The following is a 26,050-nucleotide window of genomic DNA, read 5'->3' on the forward strand; positions in this document are numbered from 1 at the left end:
TCGCGCCAGCGGTCTGCCGGGCGGTGGCATTCATGAGCCCCGGCGTGCGCGGCGGAGGTATTGCGCCGCCAGGGTGGACCCTGGGGTGGCGTCCGCCGGCGGTGGTAGCACCGACAAGGCTCGGTGCCCTGGAGGGGGGCGACCGTGTCGGGGTGCGTCCGTTCGGCCACGATGCCGTCCGGCCGTTCGTCCGTCCGTCGGTCGGGTCGTCTGCGGACAGGAGGGCGATCCGGGGGCGAGCCGGGAGGCGACGCGGGGTGGGGCTCTTCGGACCCGGCGCCCGTCCGCCCCGGCGCCCGTCCGCCCCGGCGCCCGTCCGCCCCGGGGCCCCTCCGCCCTCAGGCCCGGCCTTCCCCAGGACCCGCCTTACCCGGGGAGCCCGCTTTCAGGAACCCGGCACCGTCGTTGTGGCTCAGCCCGCCGTCGGGGAGGGCTGTGGCTGGGCGAAGGACGGGTTGGGGGCGACCGTCTGGAAGTCCTTCAGGTCCTCGGGGACCGGCAGCACCCGGACCGGCGCGCCCGCCTGCGGAGGCGGCGGTGTCGTCTGGTCCTGCGGCAGCTTCGCCGGGGCCGTGATCTGGAAGGCCACCTGCTCGTGATTGACCAGACCGGTCTTCTCCAGGATCGAGATGTGGTCGAGCACGGTGTCGTTGGTCTGGTCGGCGAGTTCCCGCACGAGGCTGTTCCGGGTGGTGGCCCGGATCTTGGCGACGGTCGGGAAGATGCTCCCGTGCGCGACCCGCATGATGGTCACCGCCGTGGAGTCGAACTCCTTGCCCGTGGCGCCTTCCGCCGTGGCCACGAACTGCTGCTGCTGCGGCGACGGCTCGTTCGGCAGGGTGATGCCCAGGTCCGTGCCGAGCTTGCGGCACGACGCGTCGAGGCGGCCGTGGCCCACCAGCAGGTGCTTGGCGACTTCCTTCATCGCCGGTGTCGTGCCCTTCGTCATCGCCATCTGCCCGAGCGGGTACTCCCAGAGCCCGGCCGCGCGCACACGGACCACGAAGTCCCGGTCGGCCTCGGTCAGCGGACCCCACTGGGTGTTGGCGATAATGCGGTCCTGGCCGGATGCCGCGTTCTGCACGCCCAGCATGCTGGGGTAGGCGAGCGCGGAGAGCGTAAGGATCAACGCACCGCCCACGAACGCGGTACCTGCCGTGCTGCGCGAGATGCGCATCGTGCCTCCTGGGATATGAACGGCCCAACACCCAGAGGTACGGACGTCAGGAGCGAAACAATCACTCCTGCCGCGAAAAAGTTCATGTGACGTCCGCGACGCGGTGCCGTACGGCAGGCGGCACCGGATCCCGGGTCCGGCGCTCAGTCCCGGTAGGACGCCGCGGCCGCCGTCCGCACCACCCGGTCGCCGTCCGCCCTGTTCAGCAGCCCGTCCGCGACCCACGCGTCCACCGTGGACCGCACCCGCGCCACCAGCGCCCCCTTGGACCGGAACGGCGCCCCGGCCCAGATGTCGTCCAGCAGCGTGGTGCCGTCGGCCTTCGCCGGGTTGGCGACCCCCGCGTCCTGCCCGCCGAACACCACGTCCGGCTCCGCGCGGCGGAAGTAGACGTGCGTGGGATCCTCCGTCCCCGCGGAGAACGGCGCCCACTCCCGGCCGCCCAGGGTGAAGTGGAGCGGCTTGCCCGGCACCGGCCGCAGGGAGGCGGTCAGATCGCCGGAGAGCCCCGCGCCGCCGTACAGGGCGACCCGCAAAAAGTCCGTGGCGGGGTCGCGGGCGACCAGGTTGACGGGGCCGTGGAACAGCGTCTGCAGGGAAGGGTCGTCGAGGGCCTTCTCCACCCGCGTCCGGAACGGCAGGGCGATGCGCACGGTGTCGCCGGCCCGCCACGTCCGGGACACGTCGAAGTAGCTCCCCGGCCGGGGAGTGCCCGGCACGGCGCGGCCGTTGACGGTCACCCGGAACCCGGCGGTCGCCCACGCCGGCACCCGCAGCCGCAGCGTGAACGACGCCCGGCCGCCCCCGATGACCAGCGTGCTGCCCTGCTCCTCCGGGAAGCGGGTGGTCTGCGTGACCGTGACGCCCTTCTCCGCCCAGGTCAGCCCCGAGGCGCTGTACAGGTTCACGTAGAGGGCGCCGCCGTCGGCCCGCGCGAAGTACACCGAGTCCTGGTACTTCGTGGCGCTCTCCATGCCGGTGCCCTCGCAGCAGGTCGTCCCCTGCTTGGGCGTGTAGTCCCGCACATGACCGGGGGTCAGCCCGATGAAGTAGGTGACCAGCGGCTTCTCCGCGTCGGGCCTGTCCTGCTTCGAGCCGAGCACCTGGTTGAACAGGGCACGCTCGTAGTAGTCCATGTACTTCGGGTCCTGCTCGTGGAAGAACAGGGTCCGGCTGAGTTTGAGCATGTTGTACGCGCAGCACGTCTCGGCCGTGGCCGGGCCGATCGTGCCGGCGATCACGTCCCGGGCCTTCCAGAACTCCTGCGTACTGGTGCCGCCGATGCCGTACATCCGGTGCGGGACGACCATGTCCCAGAAGTTCCTCGCCGCGGTGAGGTAGCGCTCCTCGCCGGTCTCGTCGTAGAGCCGTACGTAGCCGGTGAAGATGGGGATGTGCTGGTTGGCGTGCAGTCCGTCGAGGACGTCGGTGTTCGCGGCGCACGCGTCGATCAGCCGGTCCAGGTCGAACAGCCGGGCCAGCGCGAGGTGTTCGGGCTTGCCGGTGAGGGCGTGCAGATCGCAGACCGCCTCGACGATGCCGCCGAACTCACCGCTGGAGAACAGGCCCCACATGCGCTGGAGTGTGGTCTCCGGCAGCTTCGACAGCCGCGCGTGCATCCAGTCGCACATGCCGGACGCGAGGTCGAGGGCCCGGTCGTCGCCGGTGGCGGTGTACGCGTCGAGCAGGCCCCGCAGGATCTTGTGCGCGGTGTAGTACGGCGCCCACACCTTGGTGTAGTCCGAGGTGGTCCGTGACTCCAGGTCGATGAACTGCGTCTCCGGGTACGCCGCGAGGTACCCGGGATGGCTGGGCCCGCCCCAGGTGCGGCGCAGGGTAGCGGTCAGGCCCCGGCCGGAGGCGTCCGCGAAGGTCCCGCCGGACGTCTCGTCGAAGGCGTACGAGACCAGGTCGCCACGGCCCGAAGAGGCGTCGGCGGCCCGGCTGCTCCGCACCTCGGGGATCTCGGCGGCGGTCAGCGCCCGTGAGAAGACGTCGAACGCCTCGAACGCGCCCGCGAAGACGGGGTCGGCGGCGTGGTTCGAGCGGCCCAGCCAGTTGTTCCGGAGGGTGCCGAGGGCCGCCGGGGTCAGGGTCATGGCGGTGTTCCGCGCGACTTCGGTGCCGTCGACGTAGAGGATGCCGGTGCCGTCCGCGACGGTGACCGCCAGGTGGCTCCACCGGTGCAGCGGCAGCGGGGCCGTGCCCTTGAGCGCCTGCTCGCCGCCGGCGCCCGACGTGGTGATGGCGAAGCGGGGCACTCCCGCCTGGTCGCGGGCGGCCAGGTACAGGTAACGGGTGGTGTCGTTGCCGAAGTCGAACACCCGGGCCCAGGCGGCGTCGTGGGTGGGCCGCACCCACACGGAGAAGGTGATCGCCGCCGCTCCGCCGAGCACGGCGGCCGGCAGGTCGACGTACTGGTGGGAGCCGCGCACCAGCTCCGCGGCCGTACCGAACCTCCCCTCCACGCTCAGCACCGCCGGATCCCGCCGCAGCGCCGCGCGCACCTCGGTCAGCGCGCCCACCATGGTGTCGATCCGGTCGGCGAACACCCTTTCCCCGGTGCTGCGGTGGGCCTGCGCCAGCATCGTCAGGAAGTGGCCGGTGTAGTGGCCGCGCAGGTTGCCGTTGGCCTCGCCGTCCAGACCCTCCCAGCCGCCCGGGGCGACCGCGCCGCCCGTGTCCAGACCGGCGTTGGCGCGGAACACCTGCAGCAGCCGGTGCACGTCGTAGCCGCGCGCGTGATCCAGCATCAGCTTCCGCTTGTCGGCGAGGACGCCCGTGCCCAGGCTCACCTCCTCCAGCGCGAAGGGCCGCACGGTCCAGGCCGCGGGGACACCGGCGGCGGCCGCCGAGACGACCGCGGCGGCCGCGGCCTGCCCCGCCCGGGTCCCGGTGAGCGCGGGTACGGCCGCGGCGAGGGTCGCCGCCTGGAGAAGGGATCGTCGGGAGAGGGACCGTGCCATGGATGCTCCTCCGGAGTGTCGATATTTCGAACGCCGTACGCATGGTCGACCAGACCCTAGGGAGGAGGGGGAGGAGCGTCAACGGGTCGGAAGGGGCGAGTTCACCGACGGCCGGCCGCGCCCGCCAGCCAGTCGTACGCGGACCGGGCCGTGAACTCCGCCTGCCCGCCCCGCAGCAGCAGGCTCGCGGTGGCGAACTCCGGCGCGTCCGCCTGCGCCGTGACATAGGGGATCGCGATGCACCGCATCCCCGCCGCGTGCGCCGCCGCGGCGCCCGGGGCGGCATCCTCCAGCACGACGCAGTCGGCCGGGGACGCGCCCAGCCGGCGGGCCGCCTCCAAGAACACGTCGGGGGCCGGCTTGCCGTGCGCGACCTCGTCGGCGGAGACGACCGTGTGCAGGTGCGCGTCCAGTCCCGTTCCGGCGAGCACCGCCCGGATCGCCTCCGGGGACGAGCCCGAGGCCACGGCCATGGGGACGCCCTCGGCCGCCAGCAGCTCGACGAACGCCCGCATCTCCGGGTAGGCGCGGGAGGCGCTGCGGGCCAGCTCCAGGTAGTGGCGGTTCTTCACGGCGAGCAGTTCGTCCACGGTGGCGGACAGCCCGTAGCGGTCCTTCCAGTCCGCGACCGTCTCCTGGGTGCTGATGCCGACGTACCGTTCGTGGTCCGCCCAGCTGAAGTCCGGGACGCCGTACGCGGCGAGGGTCTGCCGGCCCGCCTGGTAGTAGTGCGGCTCGCTGTCCACGAGTGTTCCGTCGAGATCGAAGATGACCGATGTGCCGCGGAGCTTGCTCATGCCGCCATGCTCTCAAAGATCATCGGCGGGCCGACCGCCCGATCGACTCCACCAGCGGCAGCATCCGGTGGGGCACCCGCTCGCGCAGCGCGACCTCGGTGCGGGTGCGCACCACCCCCGGCATGCTGATCAGCTTCTGGACGACGTCCTCCAGGTGCGCGTTGTCCCGCGCCACGACCCGGGCCAGCAGATCGCCGCCGCCCGTGATCGAGAACGCCTCGACGATCTCCGGCACCGCGGCCAGTGCGTCGCCCACCTCGTCGAGATGCCCCTGCGTGACCTCGATGTGCACGAACGCGAGCACCGGGTGCCCGAGCGCGGCGGGGGAGAGGGCCGGCGCCGTACCGGTGATCACGCCGTCGCGCTCCAGCCGGTCGAGCCGCGCCTGCAGCGTGCCCCGGGCGATGCCCAGGAGGCGGGCGTACTCCCGCACGCTCGTGCGCGGCTGCTCCAGCAGCAGCCGCAGGATGCGGGTGTCGAGCTCGTCCACGGGCATGCCGCGCCCTCCTCGTCCGTTGGCTCTGCCGCGGCCGGAATCCGCCCGCCGTCGCTGTACCAATGGCCCAGTGTAGGAGGAGCGAGTTGAGCCAGTGGTGTGCGAGGTGCTGATATGGAGGGGTCGATGGCGCTGCGGACCCCGCGGCGCCTTTTTCGTGCTCATTCCTGATCCAGGTGTGAAGGGGGCGGTAAACGGTGCTGAAGAGGGTGTTCTGGGCTCCGGATCCGGGGCGGACCCGATTGCGGTTCGCCACGCGCGCCGTGCTCGGCATCTCGCTCGCGGTCGCCGTCTGCGGCCTCGCCGGGCACTCCCTCACGGGCGCCGTCACCGGCGGGCTCGCCGCCCTGCTCGCCCTGTTCACCGTCACCGACGCCACCGTCCGCGCCCAGGCGGTCACCACCGCGCTGCTGCCCGCCGTCGGCCTGCCCGTGCTCACGGCGGCCGCCACGCTCCACGACCATCCCGTGGCCCGCGACCTCACCTTCCTCGCCGTGGTCGGCGCCGGCGTGTACGCCCGCCGCTGGGGCCCCCGCGGGCACAGCCTCGGCGTCTTCGCGTTCATGACCTTCTTCGTGGCGCAGTTCCTGCACGCCACCACCGGCCAGCTGCCCGAGCTGTACGCCGCGGTCCTGCTGTCCGTGCTCGCCGCCGCCGCGGTGCGGTTCGGCCTGTGGTGCTACGAGCGTCGCCTGCCGCCGCCCGTCGTGCCCGCTCCGCCGGGCGGCACCGGCCTGGCCCGGATCACCACCCGCCAGGCGATCCAGGCGACCGCCGGAGCGGGCTTCGCCCTCGTCGTCGGCCAGCTGCTGTCCGGCCAGCGCTGGTACTGGGCCGTCGGCGCCACGTGGTGGATCTTCGTCAACACCACCTCGCGCGGCGAGACACTGGTCCGCGGCTTCCGCAGGCTGCTCGGCACGGTCATCGGCATCGCCCTCGGCCTGGTCGTCGCCCTGCCCGTGCACGGCGACCCGGCCGCCACGTCCGCCCTCGCCGCGCTCTGCGTCTTCGGCATCTTCTACACGGCGGCCGTGTCCTACACCTGGATGATGCTCTGGGTGACCCTGCTGGCCGGGCTGCTCTACGGCCTCCTCGGTGTGCTGAGCCCCGGCCTGCTCGCGCTGCGGCTCGCGGAGACCGGCGTCGGGGCGCTCGGCGCCGCGCTGGCCGTCGTCCTCGTCCTGCCCGTCACGACGCACAGCGTCACCGACGCCTGGATCCGGCGGGCCCTGCGCTGTGTGCACGCCTGTGCCGTCGAGACCGCCCGGCGGCTGGCCGGCGCGCCGGACGCCGATCCGGCCCCGCGCGTGGCCGAGCTGGAGCAGCTCCTGGCCCGCGTACGGCTCTCGGTCGCCCCGCTGGTGCACCCGCTGAACCCGATGCTCGGCCGCAAGCGCCGGGCCCGGCAGGTCCTGGACCTGCTCGACGTGTGCGCCCGGGAGATCCGCGCCCTGGTGGCCGTCGCCGCCGACCCGGAGGCCTCGCACGACACCCGCCTGGCCACGGCATGCCGCCGCGTGGAGGCCGCGGTCGAGGCCCTCACCGAGGGCCGGGACATCGCCGTCCACACGGACGGCCCGACCGTCACGGAACCGGCCCTGGCCCACGTCCACGGCCTGGAACGGGCCCTGGCCGAACTCGCCCGGCCCCTGCGGACGCCGCCGGGATCGCCGCTGGTGGGCGCGTGAGTCTCCCGACGGGGCGTGAGTCTCCGGGACGGAGCGCCTTCGGGCGCACGTTCGGGCGTACAGGTGTGTCCGGGCGGGGGCATGTCCCCGACCGGTGCGCAGGTTCCCGAGGGGCGTGAGTCTCCGGAGCGGGGGACCTTCGGACGGGGGCGGGTGTCCGGGCGGGTCCGGGTCCCCCGACCGGTGTGCGTCTTCGGGCGGGCGCGTGTCCCCGAGCGGGGGAGTGTGCCCCTGTGACCTCCTGAACCGCGCCGGAACCGTCGGCCTCGGCCGGCGCCGGTCTCGTCTCCCGGCCCCCGGCCGGTCCACCGGCCTCGCTCGGCCCTGCGCCGATCGGCTCCCGCACCCTTGACCCGTTGGTCTAGACCGCGCATGATCGGCTGCGTGGTCCACCGGGACGGCGCGGCACACGGGCGAGAGGGGTCAGCGGTGGCGGACGGCGGTCGGCGGCGGGCGTTCATCGGGTCGTTCACGGCGGCCGGCGGCCCCGGCATCGTGACCGCGCGGGTCGACACCACCGGCGCCCTGACCGTCCTCAGCGCCCTCGACGACGTCCCGGACCCCTCGTACCTGGCCCTCTCACCCGACGGCCGGACCCTGTACGCGGTGAGTGAGACGGCCCAGGGCGCGGTGGCCGCGTACCGCCTGGACGGAGGGTGGCCCGAGCCGGCCGGTCCGCCCGTGCCGGTCGACGGCAGCGGGCCCACGCACCTCGGCCTCTTCGACGGGCACGTCCTCACGGCCAACTACGGCTCCGGCAGCGTCACCGCCGTCCCCCTCCGGCCCGACGGCACCCTCTCCCGGACCGCCTCCGGCGTCCTCCGGCACACCGGCGCGGGCCCCTGCACCCCGCGCCAGCAGGGCCCGCACGCCCACCAGGTGCAGTCCGACCCGAGCGGCCGCTGGGCCGTCAGCGTCGACCTGGGCACCGACTCGGTGCGTGTGTGCACCCTGGCGGACGGTGCCCCGACGCTGCACCGGGAGACCGCGCTGCGGCCCGGCTCGGGGCCCCGCCACCTGGCCTTCCACCCGGACGGCACCCGCGCGTACGTCGTCAACGAACTCAGCCCCTCCGTCACCGCCGCCCGCTGGGACGCGGCCGAGGGCGTCCTGACGCCGCTGAGCGAGACGCCGGTGCTGCCCGGCGCCCCGGCGGGCGACGCCTACCCGTCGGGCATCGCCGTCTCCGCCGACGGCCGCTTCGTGTGGACCGCCACGCGCGGCGAGGACGTGCTGTCCGTGCTCGCGGTCGAGGGCGAGGACCTGCGGCTCGTCACCACGGTCCCCTGCGGCGGCCACTGGCCCCGCGCCCTCACGGCGGACGACGGCGTCCTGTACGTCGCCAACGAACGCTCCGGTGACGTGACCTGGTTCGCCGTCGACCCGGCCACCGGGATCCCGCGCCGGAGCGGCTCCATCAGGGTGCCGGCGGCGTCCTGCGTGATCCTCGGCTGACAGAGCCGACTGACAGAGCCGACTGACGTAGCAGGCCGGTGGGACCGGCTGACGGAACAAGCTGCCGGAACCGACGGCGGGAGCCGACGGCCGGAGCCGGCTGACAGAGCCGGCCGGCGGATCCGGCGGACACGCGGCTGCCCCGACGACGAAGGCCCGCTCCGAGCCGGAGCGGGCCTTTTCGGTCGTACCGGAGCGTCAGCGAACCGGCGCGCCCTGCGGCTGCTGCGGCGAGATGCCCAGCGCCGTCGTGTACTTCGCCAGGGCCAGCTTCCCGATCGCCGGGTAGGGGCCGAGCGACTCCGCGGCGGAGCACTCCGCCTCCTTCGCGGCCTCCTCGATCAGCCCCGGCTCGATCTCCGGGCCGATCAGGTACGGCGCGAGGGCCAGCTGCTGCGAGCCCGAGGAGCGCAGCTGCTCGGCGACGGACGCGATGGAGCCCTCCTGGTCCAGGGCCGCCGCCATCACCGGCACGGCGAGGCGCGCGGCGAGCAGCATGCCGGTGATCCCGGCCGCCTGCACGGCCTCGTCACCGCCCACGGAGGCCAGGATGATGCCGTCCGCCGCGGTCGCGACCGTGAACAGCCGGGCACGGTCGGCGCGGGCCAGACCGGCCTCGGACAGCCGCACGTGCAGCGCCTCGGCGAGCAGCGGGTGCGGGCCGAGGACGTCCGTCAGCTCGGCGGCGACCCGGCTCTCCATGAGGGCCTGGCGGACCTGGCGCAGCAGCGCGCTGTCCGGACCGGCGAGCAGCGGCACCACGACGGCGACGGGGCCGTCGGGCTGCTTCACGTCCATGCCGGCGGCGCGCGCCTGCTCGTAACGGGCCGTACGCTCCTCGGCCGTGTGCACGAGCACGGTCTGCAGCGTGGGGAACTCGGCGTTGTCGCCGTCGAGGTACCCGATCCGGGCGTCGAGGCCGGGGAGCTCGGAGCGGGCGATGCTCACGACCTCCTCGGCGAGGCTGCGCGTGGCGCTACTGGGCGTCCCCGGCACGGCGAGGACGAGCGCCGGCGCGCCCTCGGGAGCGACCAGCGGCTCGGGACGGCGGTGGCGTCCGGGCTGGCGGGGGCGCGGCATTCGTACGGGCAGGCCATCCGCGGGCCCAGTGGGGGAACTCATGGCGCCGCATGTTACTGGCTTCCTGGGCTCCCCTGTTCGGGGAGGGTGCAGGTGAGCGGTATCCGTCCTGTTTTGTCTGATGAGTTCCGTACGGTTCGGACGGGATCGGATCAATCACCCGATCTCTCACCCGACAGGGTCGTCACGGTCAGCATCGTCGGGTGACCCGGCAGGGTGAGTGAACCGGCGCTCAGCTCGGCGGCCATGCGCACGGCCCCGTCCAGCGGATCGCCCGCCGCCGGCACCCGCCGCGCCTGCGGGAGCCGCTCGGCCAGCTCCTCGTCCAGCGGGCCGAGGAGCGGGTCGCCCATCCGGAACAGGCCGCCGGTGACGGTCACGCGCGCCGCACCGTCCGCGGGGCACACGGCGGCGGCCGACTCGGCGATGTGCCGGGCTGCGTCACGCAGGATGCCCCGCGCCACCGGATCCCCGTCCGCGCAGGCGTCGGCGACCCGGGGCGCGAACGAGGCGAGCACGGCGGGCCGGTCGGGCCGCGGGTACAGCGCCGCGGGCAGGTCCGTGACGGGGCCGAACATCTCCTCCGCGTCCTCCAGCAGCCGGCCCGAGCCGCCCGGGCGCCCGTCGTGGGCCCGCAGCGCGGCCTCCAGACCGGCCCGCCCGATCCAGGCGCCGCCCCCGCAGTCGCCCAGCAGATGTCCCCAGCCGTCCGCGCGGCGCCAGCCGGTCAGGTCCGTGCCGATCGCGATCAGGCCCGTACCACCGGCGACGACCGCTCCCGGCCGGGACCCGAGGGCCCCCGCGTAGGCGGTCACGGCGTCGGCCGCCAGCGCGAGGGTCCGCACGCCCAGCTCCGCGGCCAGGGCGCCCGGCAGTTCGGCGCGCAGCGCGTCCCCGAGGGAGGCGAGCCCGGCCGCGCCGACGACGGCCGCCGTCAGCCGCACCGGGCCCGTCTCGGCGGTCAGGGCCCGCACCAGCGGCAGCAGTTGCGCCATGAGGTGGTCGGGGTCGATCCCCCGCTCACCGGTGCGGACCGGCTCGCCCGAGGCACACCGCGCCAGCGGGCCGCGCTCGGCGGTCCCGACCACCACCCGGAGCCCGGACCCGCCGGAGTCCACCGCGAGGAAACCGGAGACCTCCGGCGCCCCCGTCACGGCAGGCGCCAGTCCACCGGTTGGCCGCCCTGGCGGATCAGCAGGTCGTTGGCCCGGCTGAACGGACGGGAGCCGAAGAAACCCCGGTCGGCGGACATGGGGGAGGGGTGGGCGGATTCCACGGAGGGCAGATCGCCGAGGAGCGGGCGCAGATTGCGCGCGTCACGCCCCCACAGGACGGACACCAGCGGCTTGCCGCGCGCGGCCAGGGCCCGGATCGCCTGCTCGGTGACCTCCTCCCAGCCCTTGCCCCGATGGGCGCCCGGCTTGCGCGGGGCGGTGGTCAGGGCCCTGTTGAGCAGCAGCACCCCCTGCCGCGTCCACGGCGTGAGGTCTCCGCTGGACGGCTGGGGCACGCCCAGGTCGGCCTGCAGCTCCCGGAAGATGTTGATGAGGCTGCCGGGCAGCGGCCGCACCTCGGGGGCGACCGAGAACGACAGGCCCACCGCGTGCCCCGGGGTGGGATACGGGTCCTGACCGACGATCAGGACCCGGACGTCGTCGAAGGGCTGCTGGAAGGCCCGCAGGACGTTCGGCCCGGCCGGGAGGTACGTACGTCCCGCGGCGATCTCCGCGCGCAGGAAGTCCCCCATCGCGGCGACGCGTTCGGCCACGGGTTCCAGGGCCTTCGCCCAGCCCGCTTCGACGATTTCATGCAAGGGTCGTGGTGCCACGGGCGTCACCCTACTGCCGTACGGGCAGCGGAGATCAACCGGTGGCCCGGGCCCTGGCGTAACCACGTCCCCCGGCTCATCCGCGCCTCACCCGACGACCGCGGCCCGGACGCACAGCACGTCCGGCAGGTGCGAGGCGAGCTGCTGCCAGCTGTCGCCGTCGTCCGCCGACGCGAACACCTCGCCGTTGCGGTTGCCGAAGTAGACGCCCGCCGGGTCCGCGTCGTCCGTGCACAGCGCGTCGCGCAGCACCGTGCCGTAGTGGTCCTCCTGCGGCAGGCCCGCCGAGAGCGGCTCCCAGCTCCGTCCCGCGTCCGCCGTGCGGTAGACCCGGCAGCGGTGACCGGCCGGGACCCGGTCGGCGTCGGCGTTGATCGGGAAGACGTACGCCGTGTCGCCTCGGTGCGGGTGCGCGGCCGCGGCGAAGCCGAACGTGGAGGGCAGGCCCTCGCCGATGTCCGTCCAGTGCGCGCCCGCGTCGTCGCTGCGGTACACGCCCCAGTGGTTCTGCAGGTACAGCCGGTCCGGGTCCGCCGCGTCGCGGGTGACCTTGTGCACGCACTGGCCGAACTCCGGGTTCGGGTCGGGCAGGAACACCGCGGAGACGCCCGAGTTGGAGGGCGTCCAGCTCGCGCCCCCGTCCAGGGTCCGGAACACGCCGGCCGTCGACACCGCGACCGTGACCGCCCGTGGGTCGCGCGCGTCGGTGAGCACCGTGTGCAGTCCCTCGCCGCCGCCGCCCGGCATCCACTTCGACCGCGTCGGATGCTCCCACAGGGGGCGGACGAGCTCGAACGTCTCACCGCGGTCCGCCGAGCGGTACAGCGCGGCCGGTTCCGTGCCCGCGTACACCACGTCCGGCTCGGCGGCGGCCGGGTGCAGCTGCCACACCCGCTCCAGCGACGCCCCGGTGTCCTGGGGGAACTTCACGGCCGGGCTGGCCGGCTCCGTCCATGTCCGCCCGAGGTCGTCCGAGTGGAACACGGAGGGGCCCCAGTGCGAGCTGTCGCCGCCCACCAGCAGCCTCGGGGCCGCGGCCCGGGTGTCGATGGCGACCGAGTACACGGCCTGCGCGTTGAAGTACGGACTGTCGTCGAACTCCCAGGCGCCACCACCGCGCCGGCGCCCGATGAACAGGCCTTTGCGCGTGCCCACGGCGAGCAGTACCTCGGTCATGCCGATCACCTCCGCGGCGTCACCTTTGACGCCTTCTCCTCGGACACCGGCCAGTCTGCACCCCACCACTGACAGTCACCTCCGCACGACGCTCCGGTGCAGGTCAGGGCGGTGTCGTGGCGATGTCGGGCCGGTGCCGGGGCCGGTCGCGGCGGGCCCGCGAGAGGCTGTGGCGGGGACCGCGAGGCAGCTGCGGTGAGCATCCAGCCGGCCGCTCGCGTATGGGGAGGGCGGCGGATGGTCCCGCGCACGTGAGGAGGATGCCTTCGATGGCGTTACGTGGTCCGCAGGTGTGGCTCTGGCGCTGGCGGCGCAACCCGCTCAAGCGCCGCGCCGACAGGATCGAGACGTGGGTCGTCCTGGGCGTGTGGACGCTCACCGTGCTGGCCGGGGTGCTCACGGGCGCGGCGGTGAGCCGGTGGGCCGAGGACGAGCTGGCCCGGGAACGCGTCGAGTGGCGCCCGCTGGCGGGGCGGCTGGCCGAGCGGGCTCCCGGCACGCCCGCCGACGGCCGCGCCGCCTCCCGCGCCGACCAGGTGTGGGCGCGGGCGACCTGGACCGCCGCGGACGGCTCCGCGCACTCCGGGCAGCTCCGGGTCCCGGCGGGCAGCCCCGCCGGAACGCCGGTCACCGTGTGGACGGACCGCGAGGGACGCCAGGTGACCCGGCCTTTCACCCCCGCACAGGCCCGCCTGCGGGCCGGCCTCCTCGGCGCGGCGGCGGGCCTCGCCGCGGCCGCCGTCCCCCTCGTCGGCGGCCGCACCCTCCGCGACCGCCTGGAGCGCCGACGCCTCGACCAGTGGGACACCGACTGGTCCCGCTTCGGGCCGATGTGGGGCCGGACGACGGGCTGAGAACACCGAAGGGGGGCCACGGGTCCCGTCACGGGTGGAGACGGACGGACGAGGCGGGTCCGGGGGCGTGGGGGAGGGGGCCGGGCAGCCGTCGCGGGGAGGCGGCGTCGGCGGGGTCTCCGTCCACCCGTGGGCACGCCACGCTGCCACGGGCATGGCCACCGCCACGGGATGGGCAGTGATCAAGGGCCATTCTCGTGAAGGGACCGACCGTGAACGTCACTGCGTCTCCCCCCATACCCAGGGCGGCGGGTTCCCTGCCGCTCGTGGGTCACGCGATACCGCTCCTGCGCGACAACCTCGCCTTCATCGCCTCCCTCCGCCGCACCTACGGCCCTGTCGTCGAGATCACCCTGCAACCCGGCACCCGCACCGTCATCGTCCAGGACCCCGTCCTCATCGAGGCCATGCTCAAGGACAAGACCCTCGACAAGGGGCGCTTCTTCGAGAAGATGGGCCAGTTGCTGGGCGACTCGGTGGTCACGGCGGCCGGCGAGGAGCACACCGGCAAACGGCGCCAGCTGCAACCCGCCTTCGCCCGCGGCGAGATCGCCCGCTACGTCGACATCATGCGCGACGAGACCGACGCGGCCGTCGACGGCTGGGACCCCGGACGGACCCTCGACGTGCGCGAGGCGATGGTCGAGCTCTCCCTGGACATGCTCGCCCGAACCGTGTTCTCCGGCAGCCTCGACGACACGGCCTTTCGCAGACTCCGCCGCGACCTGTCCGTGGTCATGAACGGCGTGGGGACGCGCATCATGCTGCCCGACTGGGCCGAGCGGCTGCCGCTGCCCGCCAACCGCCGGTTCGACCGCGCACGCGATGCCGTACGGGCCACCGTCCACCACGCCGTCCACGACCTCCAGGCCGCCGAGCACGACACCGGCGACATGCTGTCCCTGCTGCTGCGCGCGCAGGACGAGGAGACCGGCCGGCCCTTGACCGCACACCAGATCTGCTCGGAGATCCTCACCCTGGCCGTCGCCGGCACCGAGACCACCGCGTCCGTACTGTCGTGGGCCCTGTACGAACTCGCCCGCCACCCAGGCATCGAGGAGCGTGTCCTCGGCGAACTCGACGACGTCCTCGGCGGCGGGCCGGTCACCTTCGCGGACGTCACCCGCTTGCCGTACCTGCGGCGCGTGATCACCGAGGTGACACGCCTGCACCACACCGGGTGGCTGGTGACGCGCCGCACCCGGACGGAGACGCGCCTCGGCGAATGGACCCTGCCGGCCGGCACCGAGCTGGCCTACTGCCAGCACGCCCTGCACCGCGATCCCGCCCTCTTCCCGGATCCGCTGGTGTTCGACCCCGACCGGTGGCTGGACACGGCGCAGCCGCCTCCGTCCGGGGCGTTCCTGCCCTTCGGCGCGGGCAAGCACAGGTGTATCGGTGACCGGTTCGCCCTCACCGAGCTGGTCACGGCCATCGCGACGATCGTCCGGCGGGTCCGGTTCGACGTCACGGGAAACGGGACGGTTCGTCCGGTGGCGCGGGCCACCGTGCGCCCGCGCACACTGCTGATGACCGTGCGGCCGAGGGGGCAGGAGGCGTGGGGCGGCTGACTCAGGGCTGCAGCAGTGCCTCCAGCTTGACGGCGAAGTCCTCCAGTCCTGCCGGGACATGGTCCGAGTCGTCGAGTGCGCGCTGGACCGTCCGCAGGGTGGTGGCGTAGCACCGGCGGTCCCGTTCCCGTTCCTCCTCGGGCAGGCCCGAGTCGGTCAGCCTGGCGGCGTCCCGCAGCACCTGCTCCTGCCACAAGGGCACGTTGGACACCGTGGACTTGGCCACCGTCACGGACTCGGAGCCCACCCGGAGGGTGAGGGAGAAGCCGTACAGCCAGGACTCGGAGGCCACCTCACCGGCGGGCCCCAGGGCGAAGGCCAGTGACTCGCCCTTGTGCGGATCGACCTTGAAGAACACGGGTTTCACCAGCCGTTGGCCCGGCTTCACATCGGTGGGCACCTCCACCGGGAACCGGACGGAGTCGATCTCGCCGCCGCCCGCGCGAGAGCACTGGTTCATGTCGCGGGCGGCGAAGAAGGTGAACTCGGCGGACTTCACATAGGCCGTACGGTCGCCGGAGTTGACCAGGAGCACGTCCAGGACGGGCGCCGAGAAGTCGCGTTTCGTGGACCCGGCGCCCGGCACCTCGGTCTGGCCGTGCAGTTCCTCGGACCTGCCCACCGCCACGTTCTCGACCTTCACGTCGGACTTCTTCTCCGGCGAGGGCTGCAGGTCGGGGAAGAGGGTGAACAGCAGGCCCGCGCCGGCGCCCAGCAGGCCGATCACGGCCGTGGCGCCCACGACGAGGACGCCCACGCGGTGGCCCTCGAACGAGGCCTGGATCCGTTCCCAGAAGGTGCCGGTTCCGGCGGGAGGCTGATCGTCCGCCGGGTTGCCGGTCTCGTTCACCACTGGCATCGCGGCACATCCAGTACGGAGGGTTTCCGCGCCGAGAGGCGAGTCCCCTCGACGGTGAAGATCTGCACGTGCTTCAGGCCGGGGCAGGCCTTGGCGTCCTTGTACCGCCACCGGTCGGCCACGATGGTGATGCGCTGTCCCTCGACGTCGACCTTGCGGATCTTCGCTCCCGTCCTGACCGCCTGCCGGTAGTCCTTGGTCTCAGGCATGCGGAGCAGGGTCCCCACCACCTCGGGGCCGGCCGCCGGGGACGCCCCGTCCAGCACGACGACATGGCTGAACGAACTGGCGTCGCCCGTCACGCATTCCAGGGAGACGACGAGGTCACGCGTCCCGTCGCCGGTGACGTCGGACCGCACCGGGGCGAGCGGAAGCTCCACCCCCAGACCGGGTACGGAGCAGTCGACGAGCTGTTCGCCCCACGCGACGAGCGCGGCCTCCGTCATCCCCGAGGCGGTGTCCTCCTGCGTGCACCCCGAGCACAGCGCCACCAGCGCGGCCGCCACGGCACAACGGGCCGCTGCCGCCCTGCGGTTCGCCAAGGGCCGTAGCCCCGATGCTGGTTGGCCGATCCCTTGAGCGGCCGCCGTCCCGCGCGTCATGCCCGGTCCCCCGAAACGTCTCCCCCGATACCGTGGTCAGCACTGTAGGGCGCTGGAAGTGACCGGGCATCAGATTCGGCCGAAGAGCCCCTCCGGACCCCGCCCCGTCACGGCCGGCGCCTCCCGGCCCACCCGCATCAGCTCCAGGTCCGGGTCGCTGCCCTGCCCACCGGCGCCCGCCCGGTGCCGTCGCGGGGAGGCGAGTTCGGCGCGCAGCAGGTCGTGCAGGGGCGCGCCCGCCGGACCGGGGGCCGCCACGCACCCCGCGATCGCCGTCCTCGTGCGCGGCTGCTCCGCCCACGCCGAGCGGAGCAGGGACGCGACCCGCCTGCCGTCGCCCGTGATGCCCCACACCGCGCACGCGGCCGCCACCCGCTCCACGGCCTCCTCGGACCCGGTCAGGCGGAACAGCGCGGGCAGGGCCGGGGCAGCCGCCGGGCCAAGCCGGGCCAGGGGGTCCGCCGCCGCGCGGCGGTACCGGCCGCCGCCGTTGTCCGTCAACGCCCGGAGCGGCACGCGCAGTACGGCGTCCGGCTCGCGCGTGACGGACCGCAGCGCCTCCGCCGCGGTGACGGCGCAGTCGGTGTCCAGCAGCCCGCGCAGCTCCGGCACCGCCTCGTGCGCGGCGCCGCCGCACGCGGCCAGGGTACGGACCGGGGGCTCCACGACCGCCTGGCACGGACCCGGGCCCCCGGGCACGCCCCGCAGCAGACGCACCACCGACGGCACGGACGCGGCGTCCCCCAGGGCCGCAGGGCCGACTGACGGGGAGTCTGCACCACGGCACCGACAACGAAGCGGCATCGGGCGATGACGGTGCGCGATCCGTGCGCGCTCCGGCCGATCGACGCTCAGTCCCGGGTGGGCAGCGCCCGCGCCACGATGCCGTCGAGGTCCGCCGCGTCCGGCAGCGTTCCGAACGCGTGCCCCCAGTCTCCGCCGAGCCGGGTCGCGCAGAACGCGTCGGCGACCGCGGGCGGGGCGTGGCGGACGAGCAGGGAGGCCTGCAGCGTGAGCGCCAAGTCCTCCACCAGTCGGCGGGCCGTCGCCGGGGACGCCTCGGACAGCCGGTCCCCGAGCCGTGCCACGGCCGCGTCCAGCCGCGCGTCCGCGCCCCGGGCGAGCGCGAACTCGCCGAACAGGGCTTCGGCCGTGCCGGGTTCACGGCTGAGCGCCCGCAGCACGTCGAGCGCGTTGACGTTCCCGGAGCCCTCCCAGATCGACAGCAGGGGAGCCTCCCGGTAGTGCCGGGGCATGCCCGAGTCCTCGACATAGCCGTTGCCGCCGAGGCACTCCAGGGCCTCCGCGGTGAAGGCCGGGCCTCGCTTGGTCACCCAGTACTTGCCGACGGCCGTGGCGATCCGGCGGAACGCGGCCTCGCCCTCGTCCCCGCGGACCGCCCGGTCCGCCGCCCCGGCCAGCCGCAGCGTGAGCGTCGTGGCCGCTTCCGACTCCAGCGCGAGATCGGCCAGGACGTTGCGCATCAGGGGCTGGTCGACGAGCCGCGCGCCGAACGCGCTGCGGTGCCGCGCGTGGTGCCCGGCCTCGACGAGGGACTTGCGCATCAGCGCGGCCGACATCATCACGCAGTCCAGCCGCGTGCAGTTGACCATCTCGATGATGGTCTTCACGCCCTGCCCCTCGGGGCCGACCAGCCAGGCCACCGTGCGGTCGAACTCCGGCTCGGAGGAGGCGTTGGACCGGTTGCCCAGCTTGTCCTTCAGCCGCTGGATGCGGAAGGTGTTGCGGGTGCCGTCGGGCAGCACCCGCGGCACCAGGAAGCAGGACAGCCCGCCCGGGGCCTGCGCCAGCACGAGGAAGAGGTCGCACATCGGCGCCGAGGTGAACCACTTGTGCCCGCGCAGGGTGTACACCCCCGGCTCGGCCGTGGGCGTGGCCGCCGTGGTGTTCGTGCGGACGTCGGAGCCGCCCTGCTTCTCGGTCATCCCCATGCCGGCCAGCAGCCCGCGCTTCTCGGCCGGCACGCGCAGGCCCGGGTCGTACTCCCGGCTCGTCAGCAGCGGTTCGTAGACCTTCGCCAGCTCGGGCCGGCGGCGCAGCGCCGGGACGGCGGCGTACGTCATCGACGTCGGGCAGCCGTGCCCCGCCTCGGTGTGCCCCCACACCAGCCCCCCGGCGGTCCGCGCGACATGGGCGCCGGGCCGCGCGTCCGCCCACGGCGACGCCGCCAGCCCTTCGGCGATCGCGGTGCGCATCAGGTGGTGCCAGCTCGGGTGGAACTCGACCTCGTCGACGCGGTTGCCGTAGCGGTCGTGCGTGCGCAGCTCCGGTTCGTGCCGGTTGGCCAGGTCGGCCCACTCCTGCGCCTGGGCGCTGCCGGCCCGCCTGCCGAGCCTTCGCAGCTCCTCCTCGGCCCAGCCCGCGCCCTCCCTCCGCAGTCCCTCCAGCAGCGCGAGGTCGTCGGAGGCGTCGTACGGGGTGAGGGGCGGGGGCTGGTTGATGACGTCGTGCGTGGCGGGTCCGTCGTGCGCCCGCAGTGCGTCCGGTGTCGCGACCATGCCCCGAGTGTTGCATCAGCGCTACGACCGCAGCAATAGTGCAACATGTAATCGGTGCCGCGTACAGTACGTGACCATGCCGATGAACGACCCGGCGCGGCCCGGCGCGCTCGATCTGCGGCCGCTGTCCGCGCGGTCGGTGGTGCTGAGCCTGCTGCTCGGCACGCATCCCCCCGAGCTGCCGGTGCGGGAACTCGTGCGCCTGGTGGGGGAATTCGGCGTCGGCGGTTCCACCCTGCGGGCGGCGCTCAGCCGGATGGTGGCCGCGGGCGACCTGCGGCGCACGGACACCGGCTACCGCCTCAGCGACCGGCTGCTGCAGCGCCAGCGGCGTCAGGACGAGGCGGTGCGGCCGCGCACGCGCGCGTGGGACGGCGACTGGGAGATGGTCGTGATCACCGCGACCGGACGTGGACCCGCCGAACGCGCCGAACTGCGGACCCGGCTGACCGGCCTGCGGCTCGCCGAACTCCGCGAGGGCGTCTGGCTCCGGCCGGCCAATCTCACCCGCGCGCTCCCCGGCGACCTGGACCGGGTCGCCGAGCACTGCACGGCCCGCCCCGGCCGCCCCGCGCCCGAACTGGCCGCAGACCTGTGGCCGTTGGACGCCTGGGCCGGGACGGCCCGGACGCTGCTGGCCCACATCGCCCGCACCCCCCGCCCCGCCGACCGGCTCACCGCCTACGCGGCCGTCGTGCGGCACCTGCTGGCCGATCCGGTCCTGCCGCCCGCGCTGCTGCCCGCCGACTGGCCCGGCGCCGACCTGCGCGCCGCCTACACGGCGTACCAGGACGAGCTGGTGGGGGAGGTGCACGCGCGCGTGCGGGGCGCGTGACACGGACGGGCGGGGGGGGGGGGGGGGGGGGGGGCGGGGGCGCGGCCGGCCGCCCGCGCCGGGCCGGGGCGGGGGGCCGCGGGGGGGGGGGGCGGGGGGGGGGGGGGGGGGGGGCGGGGGGGGGGGGGGCGGCCCCCGCCGGGGGGGGGGCGCCCCCGCGCGGCCCCCCCCCCACGGCCGCCTTCACCGTGGGGGGACGCTCGGGACTACCGGTAGGTGATGTCCGAGGCGGAGTACAGGCAGTTCGTGCTGTCGGGACCCGTCCCGACGGCGGTGTTGTTGTTGTACTTCTGGCAGGGGACGACCTTGCGGCTCGCGTCGTTGCGGATGGTGATGCCGCGCAGCGTCGCCACGTCGTTGCGGTTGACGTTGATGCCGACCAGCCGCGCGGTGCTGCCCGTGCCGGTCACGTCGATGGTGTTGAGGTTGACCTTGCGGGTGTACTGCGTGGAGCAGTCGCCGCAGGAGCGGTAGAGCGTCTTGAACTCCTGCACCGCGAAGTTGGAGATGTTGAGCGTGCCGCCGCCGTTGTGCTGGAAGACCTTGTCCGCCGCCTTCTTCGCGCCGCCGCCGATCACGTGGTAGGTGGCGCCGGTGCCGCCGCGGAAGGTGGCGGCGTCCTCGCCGACGTCCTCCCACCAGACGTTCTGCAGCGTGCAGCTGCCCTCGCAATGGATGCCGTCGGCCGCCGGGGCGCCGAGGATGACGTTCTTCAGCACCGCGCCGTCCGAGAGCCGGAAGATCGGGTCCTGGCCCTCCTCCTGGCCGTCGCCGGCCAGGTCGCCGGTGCCGTAGTACCGCTTCATCCCGTAGTCCTTGGTGCCGGACACCGAGATGGTGGAGGAGGTTCCCTGGCTGCCGTTCGGTGTCGGCCAGGTGGCGGCGCTGGCCGTGGGCGCGTTCGTGGTCATGATCATGCCAACCGACAGGCCGAGGGTGGCCAGTGCGCCGGTCAGCGCGCGCCTGCGGGCGCGCGGTCGTGTCGCAGAAGTCATGTCCCGATTCCTTCTGTCCGTTCGAGCGATGGGGGGATGTCGGTGCGTCGAGTGCGTGCCAAGGGCTGCGCGTCCTTTCGGAGCGCTTCGCTTGCATGGGCATGTACGTGAACGACGTTCACAGTCCGGCTCGTTGCAGGTGTGGAGGGCGCCCGTGGGTCACACTGCTGAACGGAACGTAGAGGGCAAGCGCTTTCTAGTCAACGCCTCGCGCAGAACACATTCGGCCGGTCTGGTCACGGGGACGAACCTGTGGGAGCGCTTCCATGGCAGCCGTGTTCATGCCACCATGCGACCGTTCCGGCGAACCGCCGTCCGACCGTTCCGGCGGCCGCCACGCACCCCGACCCGGTATCGAGAACCGCCGTACGACGTCCTGCGAGCCGCGCCTCATCACCGAAGGGACCCGGACGTGCCCGCCACCCCCCACATCACGGCGAGGAGACCCCTGCGGTCGCTGCTCCTCGCCCTCCTTGCCGCGCTGCTGCCGCTGCTCTCCGCCACCGCGCTCACGGCGCCGGCGGCCGCCGCCCGCGAGAGGGCCGTGCCCGCCGCCGCCCTCACCGAGGTCACGGACTTCGGCACCAACCCCAGCGACCTGCGCATGTACCTCTACGTGCTGGAGAGCGTGCGGCCCAGCCCGGCGGTCGTGGTCGCCGTCCACTGGTGCACCGGCTCGGGCCCGGACATGTACCACGGCACCGAGTACGACACGCTGGCCGACCGGTACGGGTTCATCGTGCTCTACCCGTCGGTCACCCGCAGCAGCAAGTGCTTCGACGTCTCCTCGCCGCAGGCCCTGCGCCGCGGCGGAGGCAGCGACCCCGTCGGCATCAAGTCGATGATCGACTGGGTCCTGCGCACCTACGACGCCGACCGGAGCCGGGTGTTCGCCACGGGCATCTCCTCCGGCGCGATGATGACCAACGTGCTGCTCGGCGACTACCCGGACGTCTTCGCCGCGGGCGCCGCCTTCTCGGGCGTCCCGTTCGGCTGCTTCGCCACCACCGACGGCTCCGAGTGGAACAGCGCCTGCTCGGGCGGCACCCTCACCCGCTCCCCGCAGGAGTGGGGCGACCTGGTCCGGAGCGCGTACCCCGGCTACGACGGGCCCCGCCCGCGCATGCAGATCTGGCACGGCACCGAGGACGACGTCCTGCGCTACCCGAACTTCGGCGAGCAGATCGAGCAGTGGACGAACGTGCACGGGGTGAGCCGGACGCCGGCCGCCACGGACACCCCCCAGCCCGGCTGGACCCGCACCCGCTACGGAGGCACGGGCGAGCGCGCCCCCGTGGAGGCCATCAGCCTCCAGGGCGTCGGCCACAACCTCTACGCCCAGGGCATGGCGTCCCGCGTGCTCACCTTCTTCGGCCTGGACGCCGCGGGCCCGGCCCCCCAGCCGCAGCCGGGGGCCTGCAGGGTGACGGCCTCGGTGAACGCCTGGAGCACGGGCCTGACCGCCGCCCTGACCCTCACCAACACCGGCACGACGACGATCGACGGCTGGCGCCTCGGCTTCACGCTGCCCTCCGGGCAGACCGTCACCGGCGGCTGGGGCGCCACGTACGCGCCGTCGTCCGGGGCGGTGACCGCGGCGAACGCGCCGTACAACGGCACGATCGCACCGGGCGCGAGCGTGACCCTCGGCTATCAGGCCACCCACACCGGGAACAGCGCCGGTCCGGCCGCGTTCACCCTCAACACAACGGTGTGCGCGGCCGGTTGACGGGACGGGCGGCGGTGCCGGATCAGACCGAACGGTGGTACTGGTCCGGCACCCGCACCTCGCCGCCCAGTTCACGCGCCGCCTGCCGGGCCCACGAGGGGTTGCGCAGCAGCTCGCGGCCCAGGAGCACCGCGTCCGCCTCGCCGTTGGCCAGGATCTTCTCGGCCTGCTCGGCGTCGGTGATCAGTCCCACCGCGGCGACCGCGAGGTCGGTCTCCTTCTTCACCCGGGCCGCGAAGGGCACCTGGTAGCCGGGGCCGGTCGGGATGCGGACGCCGGAGGCGTTGCCGCCGGTGGAGACGTCCAGCAGATCCACGCCGTGGGCCCGCAGCTCCGCGGCGAAGCGCACGGTGTCGTCGGGGGTCCAGCCGTCGCCGTCCAGCCAGTCGGTCGCCGAGATGCGGAAGAACAGCGGCTTGTCGTCCGGCCAGACCTCCCGCACGGCGTCGACGACCTCGAGCGCGAAGCGGACGCGGTTGTCGTACGAGCCGCCGTAGGCGTCGGTGCGGTGGTTGGAGTGCGGCGACAGGAACTCGTTGATCAGGTAGCCGTGGGCGCCGTGGATCTCGGCGATCTCGAAACCGGCGTCGAGCGCGCGGCGGGCCGCGGCCGCGAACTGCCCCACGACGTCCTTGATCTGATCCACGCTCAGCTCGGCCGGGGCCGGGTGCCTGTCGTCGAAGGCGATCGGGCTGGGCGCGACGGAGCTCCAGCCGTGGGCGTCGGGACCGACCGGCGCGCCCCCCTTCCAGGGGCGGTCCGTCGAGGCCTTGCGGCCGGCATGGGCGAGCTGGATGGCCGGAACCGAGCCCTGCTCCGAGAGGAAGCGCGTGATCCGGCGGAACGCCTCGACCTGTGTGTCGTTCCAGATGCCCAGGTCGTAGGGCGAGATGCGGCCCTCGGGGGACACCGCGGTCGCCTCCACGAAAATCAGGCCCGTGCCGCCGGTCGCGCGGGCGGCGTAGTGCGCGAAGTGCCAGTCCGTGGGCGCGCCGGCCGCCGGGCCCTCCGGTGCCGCCGAGTACTGGCACATCGGGGACATCCACACGCGGTTCGGGATGGTCATGGCGCGCAGGGTGAAGGGCTCGAAGAGCGCGGTCACGGCGGACTCCAATCGTCACGGGGCCGAGGTCGACTCGTACGATAGGCATCGTAGTACGGTGGATGTCAAACTACGAGGGGTCTCGTACTATGGGATCCCCGAAGGAAGTGGAGCCCGCCGTGACGTCGCCCGCCGTCAGTAGCCGTGATCTGCCGCATCCCGTGCGGGGCGAGATTCGCCTGGAAGGCGTGCTGCACGCGCTCAGCGATCCGATGCGGCTGCGGATCGTGCGCGAACTCGCCGCGGCGAGCGGCGAGTTGTCCTGCTCGGACTTCGAGCTCCCCGTCACCAAGTCGACCACCACGCATCACTTCCGGGTGCTGCGCGAGAGCGGAGTGATCCGGCAGGTGTACCGGGGGACGGCCAAGATGAACGGGCTGCGGCGGGACGACCTGGACGAGCTGTTCCCCGGGCTGATGCACGCGCTTCTGGACGCGGCGGGGCGGCAGGCCGTCCGGGTGGGTGGCTGACCCGGGTCCGGCCGGGCTCCGCTGACAGGGTGCTGTGCCCCACCCGGGACGCGTGTCCGATCTGTATGGAATGTGATCATGCGGTTTCGTTCCCTTTGTGCTGGAAGCATCCTTTCTTAATCTTTCTGATCGCTCTCCGGTGGACGGGGCGGTGTCCGTCCGGCCCGCGTGGGAAGTGCGGGAGAACGAGGACGCCACGCGGTGGTTCGAGTACCGGGTGGCCTTCCCGGACGGGGCCCGCGTCGACGCGCTGGCCGTCCTGGCGGGCGGGCGCGTCGGTGTGGAGGAGGTGCGCGCTCAGCCCGCGCTCTCCCTCGACGACCTGGGCGTGCTCGCCGACTGGATCGAGGAGGCACTGGCCGAGGCGTGCGGTGCCGCAGCGGCGCCGGAGGGCTGCGAGGGCCGGGGCCGGCGGGCCCGGCCGGCCTGGCCGCGCGGCGCGGAGGGGCGCCGGCGGGTGGCGCAGGAGTACCGCGCGGCCCAGCGGGAGGGTGCCGACCCGGTCCTGGCGGTGATGTCCGCGACCGGTCACAGCCGCCGCACCTCACTGAGGCTGATCGGCCAGGCCAGGGATGCCGGACTGCTGACATCTCGCCGCGGCCGGGGGTGAAGGTGTGGTGGGGGTCGGGTGCCGGGTGCCGGGTGCTCGCGCCGGGGACAAGGGGAGGCTGTGTGAGTGGGGGAGGGCTGTGTGTGGGGGCGGGGTCGGTGATACCGGGCGGGTCGCGTGCTCAGCCGGTGAGCGCCGCTCGGTACCGGCCGGCCGTCACGGCCGCGCCTCCGGCTCCTGCCCCGCGACGGCGGTGCCGGGCGTGGTCCCGAGCGACGGCGTGACCGTACTCCCGGTCGCGGCATCCACGGCGTTCACGCCGGTGTCTTCGGCAGCGTTCCCGGCGGTGGCGTGGGCGGCGTTCTCGGTCGCGGCATCCGCGGCGTTCGCGCCGGTGTCTTCGGGGGCGTTTCCGGCGGTGGCGTGGGCGGCGTTTCCGTCCGTGTCTCCGGCCGCGCTTCCGGCGGTGGCGTGGGCGGCGTTACCGGTCGCGGCATCCACGGCGTTCGCGCCGGTGTCTCGGGCCGCGCTCCCGGCGGTGGCGTGGGCGGCGTTTCCGTCCGTGTCTCCGGCCTCGCTCCCGCCCGTCGCGTCGGTCGCCGACCGGGTCGCGGCGGCCGCCTGCGCCTCCGTCCCGGTCGCGAAGAAGCGTGACAGGTCCGAGTCGCCCGGCCCGTCCGGCGCCTCGGCCTCCGGAGGGATGCCCAGCTCCCAGTCCAGCCGGTACCGCTTGAACAGCTCGGCCCGCAGCACCGGCACCGGCATCGGCACCCCCGGCACCAGAGCCGCGTACACCGCGCCCATCAGAAGCGCGCGCAGCATCGGGTAGTCGTTGTCGACGTCCCGCGACCCGTGCCGGGCGACGGTGTCCCGCAGCAGTTCGGCCAGACGGCGCTGCTCCGGGCAGGGGAGGAAGCCCTCGGCCTGCAACAACCCGGCCATGTGCTGGCGCATCAGCACGGGACGGTCCCGGGCCAGGCCCAGGATCGCGTCGATGGCCCGGGCCATCCGCTCCCGGCCGTCCTCGGTGCGCGGCTCGCGCTCCAGCGCCTCCTCCAGCGTGCGGTGCATCAGCCGGTGCACGGCCGACTGCACGAGCTGGCGTTTGCCGGGGAAGTAGTACGAGACCAGCCCGCGTGCCGAACCGGCCCGGTCGGCGATGTCGCCGAGCGTCGTCGCCTCGAAGCCGCGCTCGCCGACCAGCTCGACCGCCGCTTGCAGAAGCCGCTCCTTCGAACGCCTCCGCAACTCTTCATTGACCGAGGCGCTGCGCGGGGACATGCTGTAACTCCTGCGTTGAC

General features: G+C 73.8%; 22 protein-coding genes and 1 pseudogene. 8 read left to right on the plus strand and 15 right to left on the minus strand.

What is annotated here, in order from left to right:
- Positions 1-412: 412 nt before the first annotated feature.
- From ACIGAN_RS25230 to ACIGAN_RS25245, 4 genes are all read right to left on the minus strand, one after another.
- A complete protein-coding gene (locus tag ACIGAN_RS25230; protein ID WP_365740883.1) occupies positions 413-1,177 on the minus strand; it encodes a DUF4142 domain-containing protein in 765 nt (254 codons plus the stop codon).
- Positions 1,178-1,320: 143 nt separating this feature from the next.
- Complete coding sequence (locus tag ACIGAN_RS25235) at positions 1,321-4,143, minus strand: beta-L-arabinofuranosidase domain-containing protein (protein WP_399860731.1); 2,823 nt, start codon at positions 4,141-4,143, stop codon at positions 1,321-1,323.
- Between the two features lie 101 nt (positions 4,144-4,244).
- Positions 4,245-4,940 carry an HAD family hydrolase gene (locus tag ACIGAN_RS25240; protein ID WP_399860734.1) on the minus strand — a complete coding sequence of 232 codons (696 nt, stop codon included), beginning with the start codon at positions 4,938-4,940 and terminating at the stop codon, positions 4,245-4,247.
- 19 nt (positions 4,941-4,959) lie between these two features.
- The gene (locus ACIGAN_RS25245; protein WP_365088812.1) at positions 4,960-5,436 is read right to left on the minus strand and encodes an Lrp/AsnC family transcriptional regulator; all 477 of its coding nucleotides are present in this window, start codon (positions 5,434-5,436) and stop codon (positions 4,960-4,962) included.
- Positions 5,437-5,633: 197 nt separating this feature from the next.
- Here ACIGAN_RS25245 and ACIGAN_RS25250 point away from each other — a divergent pair, with 197 nt between their 5' ends.
- Together ACIGAN_RS25250 and ACIGAN_RS25255 are read left to right on the plus strand one after the other, a co-directional pair.
- On the plus strand, positions 5,634-7,124 hold the full coding sequence (locus ACIGAN_RS25250; RefSeq protein WP_399860737.1) for an FUSC family protein: 1,491 nt from the start codon (positions 5,634-5,636) through the stop codon (positions 7,122-7,124).
- Positions 7,125-7,553: 429 nt separating this feature from the next.
- Complete coding sequence (locus tag ACIGAN_RS25255; protein ID WP_399860739.1) at positions 7,554-8,579, plus strand: lactonase family protein; 1,026 nt, start codon at positions 7,554-7,556, stop codon at positions 8,577-8,579.
- A gap of 198 nt (positions 8,580-8,777) precedes the next feature.
- On the opposite strand, the gene ACIGAN_RS25260 is transcribed toward ACIGAN_RS25255, so the two are convergent.
- The 4 genes from ACIGAN_RS25260 to ACIGAN_RS25275 all read right to left on the minus strand — a co-directional run bounded on the left by ACIGAN_RS25260 (position 8,778) and on the right by ACIGAN_RS25275 (position 12,732).
- On the minus strand, positions 8,778-9,701 hold the full coding sequence (locus ACIGAN_RS25260) for a sirohydrochlorin chelatase (RefSeq protein WP_365088808.1): 924 nt from the start codon (positions 9,699-9,701) through the stop codon (positions 8,778-8,780).
- Positions 9,702-9,811: 110 nt separating this feature from the next.
- Entirely contained in the window at positions 9,812-10,813 is a 1,002-nt protein-coding gene (locus ACIGAN_RS25265; RefSeq protein ID WP_365088806.1) for an N-acetylglucosamine kinase, read from the minus strand.
- Positions 10,810-11,487: a uracil-DNA glycosylase gene (locus tag ACIGAN_RS25270; RefSeq protein WP_365088804.1), complete on the minus strand. Its 678-nt coding sequence runs from the start codon at positions 11,485-11,487 to the stop codon at positions 10,810-10,812. The genes ACIGAN_RS25265 and ACIGAN_RS25270 overlap by 4 nt, the downstream gene beginning before the upstream one ends.
- Positions 11,488-11,574: 87 nt before the next feature.
- On the minus strand, positions 11,575-12,732 hold the full coding sequence (locus tag ACIGAN_RS25275) for a WD40/YVTN/BNR-like repeat-containing protein (protein ID WP_399860743.1): 1,158 nt from the start codon (positions 12,730-12,732) through the stop codon (positions 11,575-11,577).
- A 200-nt stretch (positions 12,733-12,932) separates the two neighbouring features.
- Here ACIGAN_RS25275 and ACIGAN_RS25280 point away from each other — a divergent pair, with 200 nt between their 5' ends.
- Together ACIGAN_RS25280 and ACIGAN_RS25285 are read left to right on the plus strand one after the other, a co-directional pair.
- Positions 12,933-13,517: an Rv1733c family protein gene (locus tag ACIGAN_RS25280; RefSeq protein ID WP_399860746.1), complete on the plus strand. Its 585-nt coding sequence runs from the start codon at positions 12,933-12,935 to the stop codon at positions 13,515-13,517.
- A 212-nt stretch (positions 13,518-13,729) separates the two neighbouring features.
- A complete protein-coding gene (locus ACIGAN_RS25285; protein WP_399860748.1) occupies positions 13,730-15,088 on the plus strand; it encodes a cytochrome P450 in 1,359 nt (452 codons plus the stop codon).
- A gap of 1 nt (position 15,089) precedes the next feature.
- On the opposite strand, the gene ACIGAN_RS25290 is transcribed toward ACIGAN_RS25285, so the two are convergent.
- The 4 genes from ACIGAN_RS25290 to ACIGAN_RS25305 form a co-directional block, all read right to left on the minus strand.
- Complete coding sequence (locus ACIGAN_RS25290; RefSeq protein ID WP_399860751.1) at positions 15,090-15,947, minus strand: hypothetical protein; 858 nt, start codon at positions 15,945-15,947, stop codon at positions 15,090-15,092.
- Positions 15,935-16,489: a hypothetical protein gene (locus ACIGAN_RS25295; RefSeq protein WP_365740859.1), complete on the minus strand. Its 555-nt coding sequence runs from the start codon at positions 16,487-16,489 to the stop codon at positions 15,935-15,937. The genes ACIGAN_RS25290 and ACIGAN_RS25295 overlap by 13 nt, the downstream gene beginning before the upstream one ends.
- A gap of 129 nt (positions 16,490-16,618) precedes the next feature.
- Positions 16,619-17,215: a hypothetical protein gene (locus tag ACIGAN_RS25300; RefSeq protein ID WP_399860754.1), complete on the minus strand. Its 597-nt coding sequence runs from the start codon at positions 17,213-17,215 to the stop codon at positions 16,619-16,621.
- Positions 17,216-17,400: 185 nt separating this feature from the next.
- Positions 17,401-19,068, minus strand: coding sequence for an acyl-CoA dehydrogenase family protein (locus ACIGAN_RS25305; RefSeq protein ID WP_399860757.1), 1,668 nt, complete (start codon positions 19,066-19,068; stop codon positions 17,401-17,403).
- A gap of 76 nt (positions 19,069-19,144) precedes the next feature.
- On the opposite strand from ACIGAN_RS25305, the gene ACIGAN_RS25310 reads away from it, so the two are divergent.
- Positions 19,145-19,903 (plus strand): PaaX family transcriptional regulator C-terminal domain-containing protein, encoded by a 759-nt coding sequence (locus tag ACIGAN_RS25310; RefSeq protein WP_399860759.1) that lies wholly within the window; start codon positions 19,145-19,147, stop codon positions 19,901-19,903.
- Between the two features lie 206 nt (positions 19,904-20,109).
- Here ACIGAN_RS25310 and ACIGAN_RS25315 read toward each other — a convergent pair whose 3' ends face one another.
- A complete protein-coding gene (locus ACIGAN_RS25315; RefSeq protein WP_365088789.1) occupies positions 20,110-20,898 on the minus strand; it encodes a pectate lyase in 789 nt (262 codons plus the stop codon).
- Between the two features lie 412 nt (positions 20,899-21,310).
- On the opposite strand from ACIGAN_RS25315, the gene ACIGAN_RS25320 reads away from it, so the two are divergent.
- A complete protein-coding gene (locus tag ACIGAN_RS25320) occupies positions 21,311-22,627 on the plus strand; it encodes an extracellular catalytic domain type 1 short-chain-length polyhydroxyalkanoate depolymerase (RefSeq protein WP_399860762.1) in 1,317 nt (438 codons plus the stop codon).
- A 22-nt stretch (positions 22,628-22,649) separates the two neighbouring features.
- Here the strand turns inward: ACIGAN_RS25320 and ACIGAN_RS25325 are convergent, their stop codons facing one another.
- A complete protein-coding gene (locus tag ACIGAN_RS25325) occupies positions 22,650-23,729 on the minus strand; it encodes an NADH:flavin oxidoreductase/NADH oxidase (RefSeq protein ID WP_399860764.1) in 1,080 nt (359 codons plus the stop codon).
- A gap of 119 nt (positions 23,730-23,848) precedes the next feature.
- Between ACIGAN_RS25325 and ACIGAN_RS25330 the strand changes: the two genes are divergently transcribed.
- Together ACIGAN_RS25330 and ACIGAN_RS25335 are read left to right on the plus strand one after the other, a co-directional pair.
- Entirely contained in the window at positions 23,849-24,199 is a 351-nt protein-coding gene (locus ACIGAN_RS25330) for an ArsR/SmtB family transcription factor (RefSeq protein WP_399860767.1), read from the plus strand.
- A gap of 151 nt (positions 24,200-24,350) precedes the next feature.
- Positions 24,351-24,809 (plus strand): DUF6214 family protein, encoded by a 459-nt coding sequence (locus tag ACIGAN_RS25335; protein ID WP_399860769.1) that lies wholly within the window; start codon positions 24,351-24,353, stop codon positions 24,807-24,809.
- 567 nt (positions 24,810-25,376) lie between these two features.
- On the opposite strand, the pseudogene ACIGAN_RS25340 reads toward ACIGAN_RS25335, so the two are convergent.
- Positions 25,377-26,030, minus strand: a pseudogene (locus ACIGAN_RS25340) (TetR/AcrR family transcriptional regulator); the annotation flags it as partial.
- Positions 26,031-26,050 lie beyond the last annotated feature (20 nt).

Source organism: Streptomyces sp. NPDC085931, assembly GCF_044540565.1.
Taxonomy (GTDB): Bacteria; Actinomycetota; Actinomycetes; order Streptomycetales; family Streptomycetaceae; genus Streptomyces.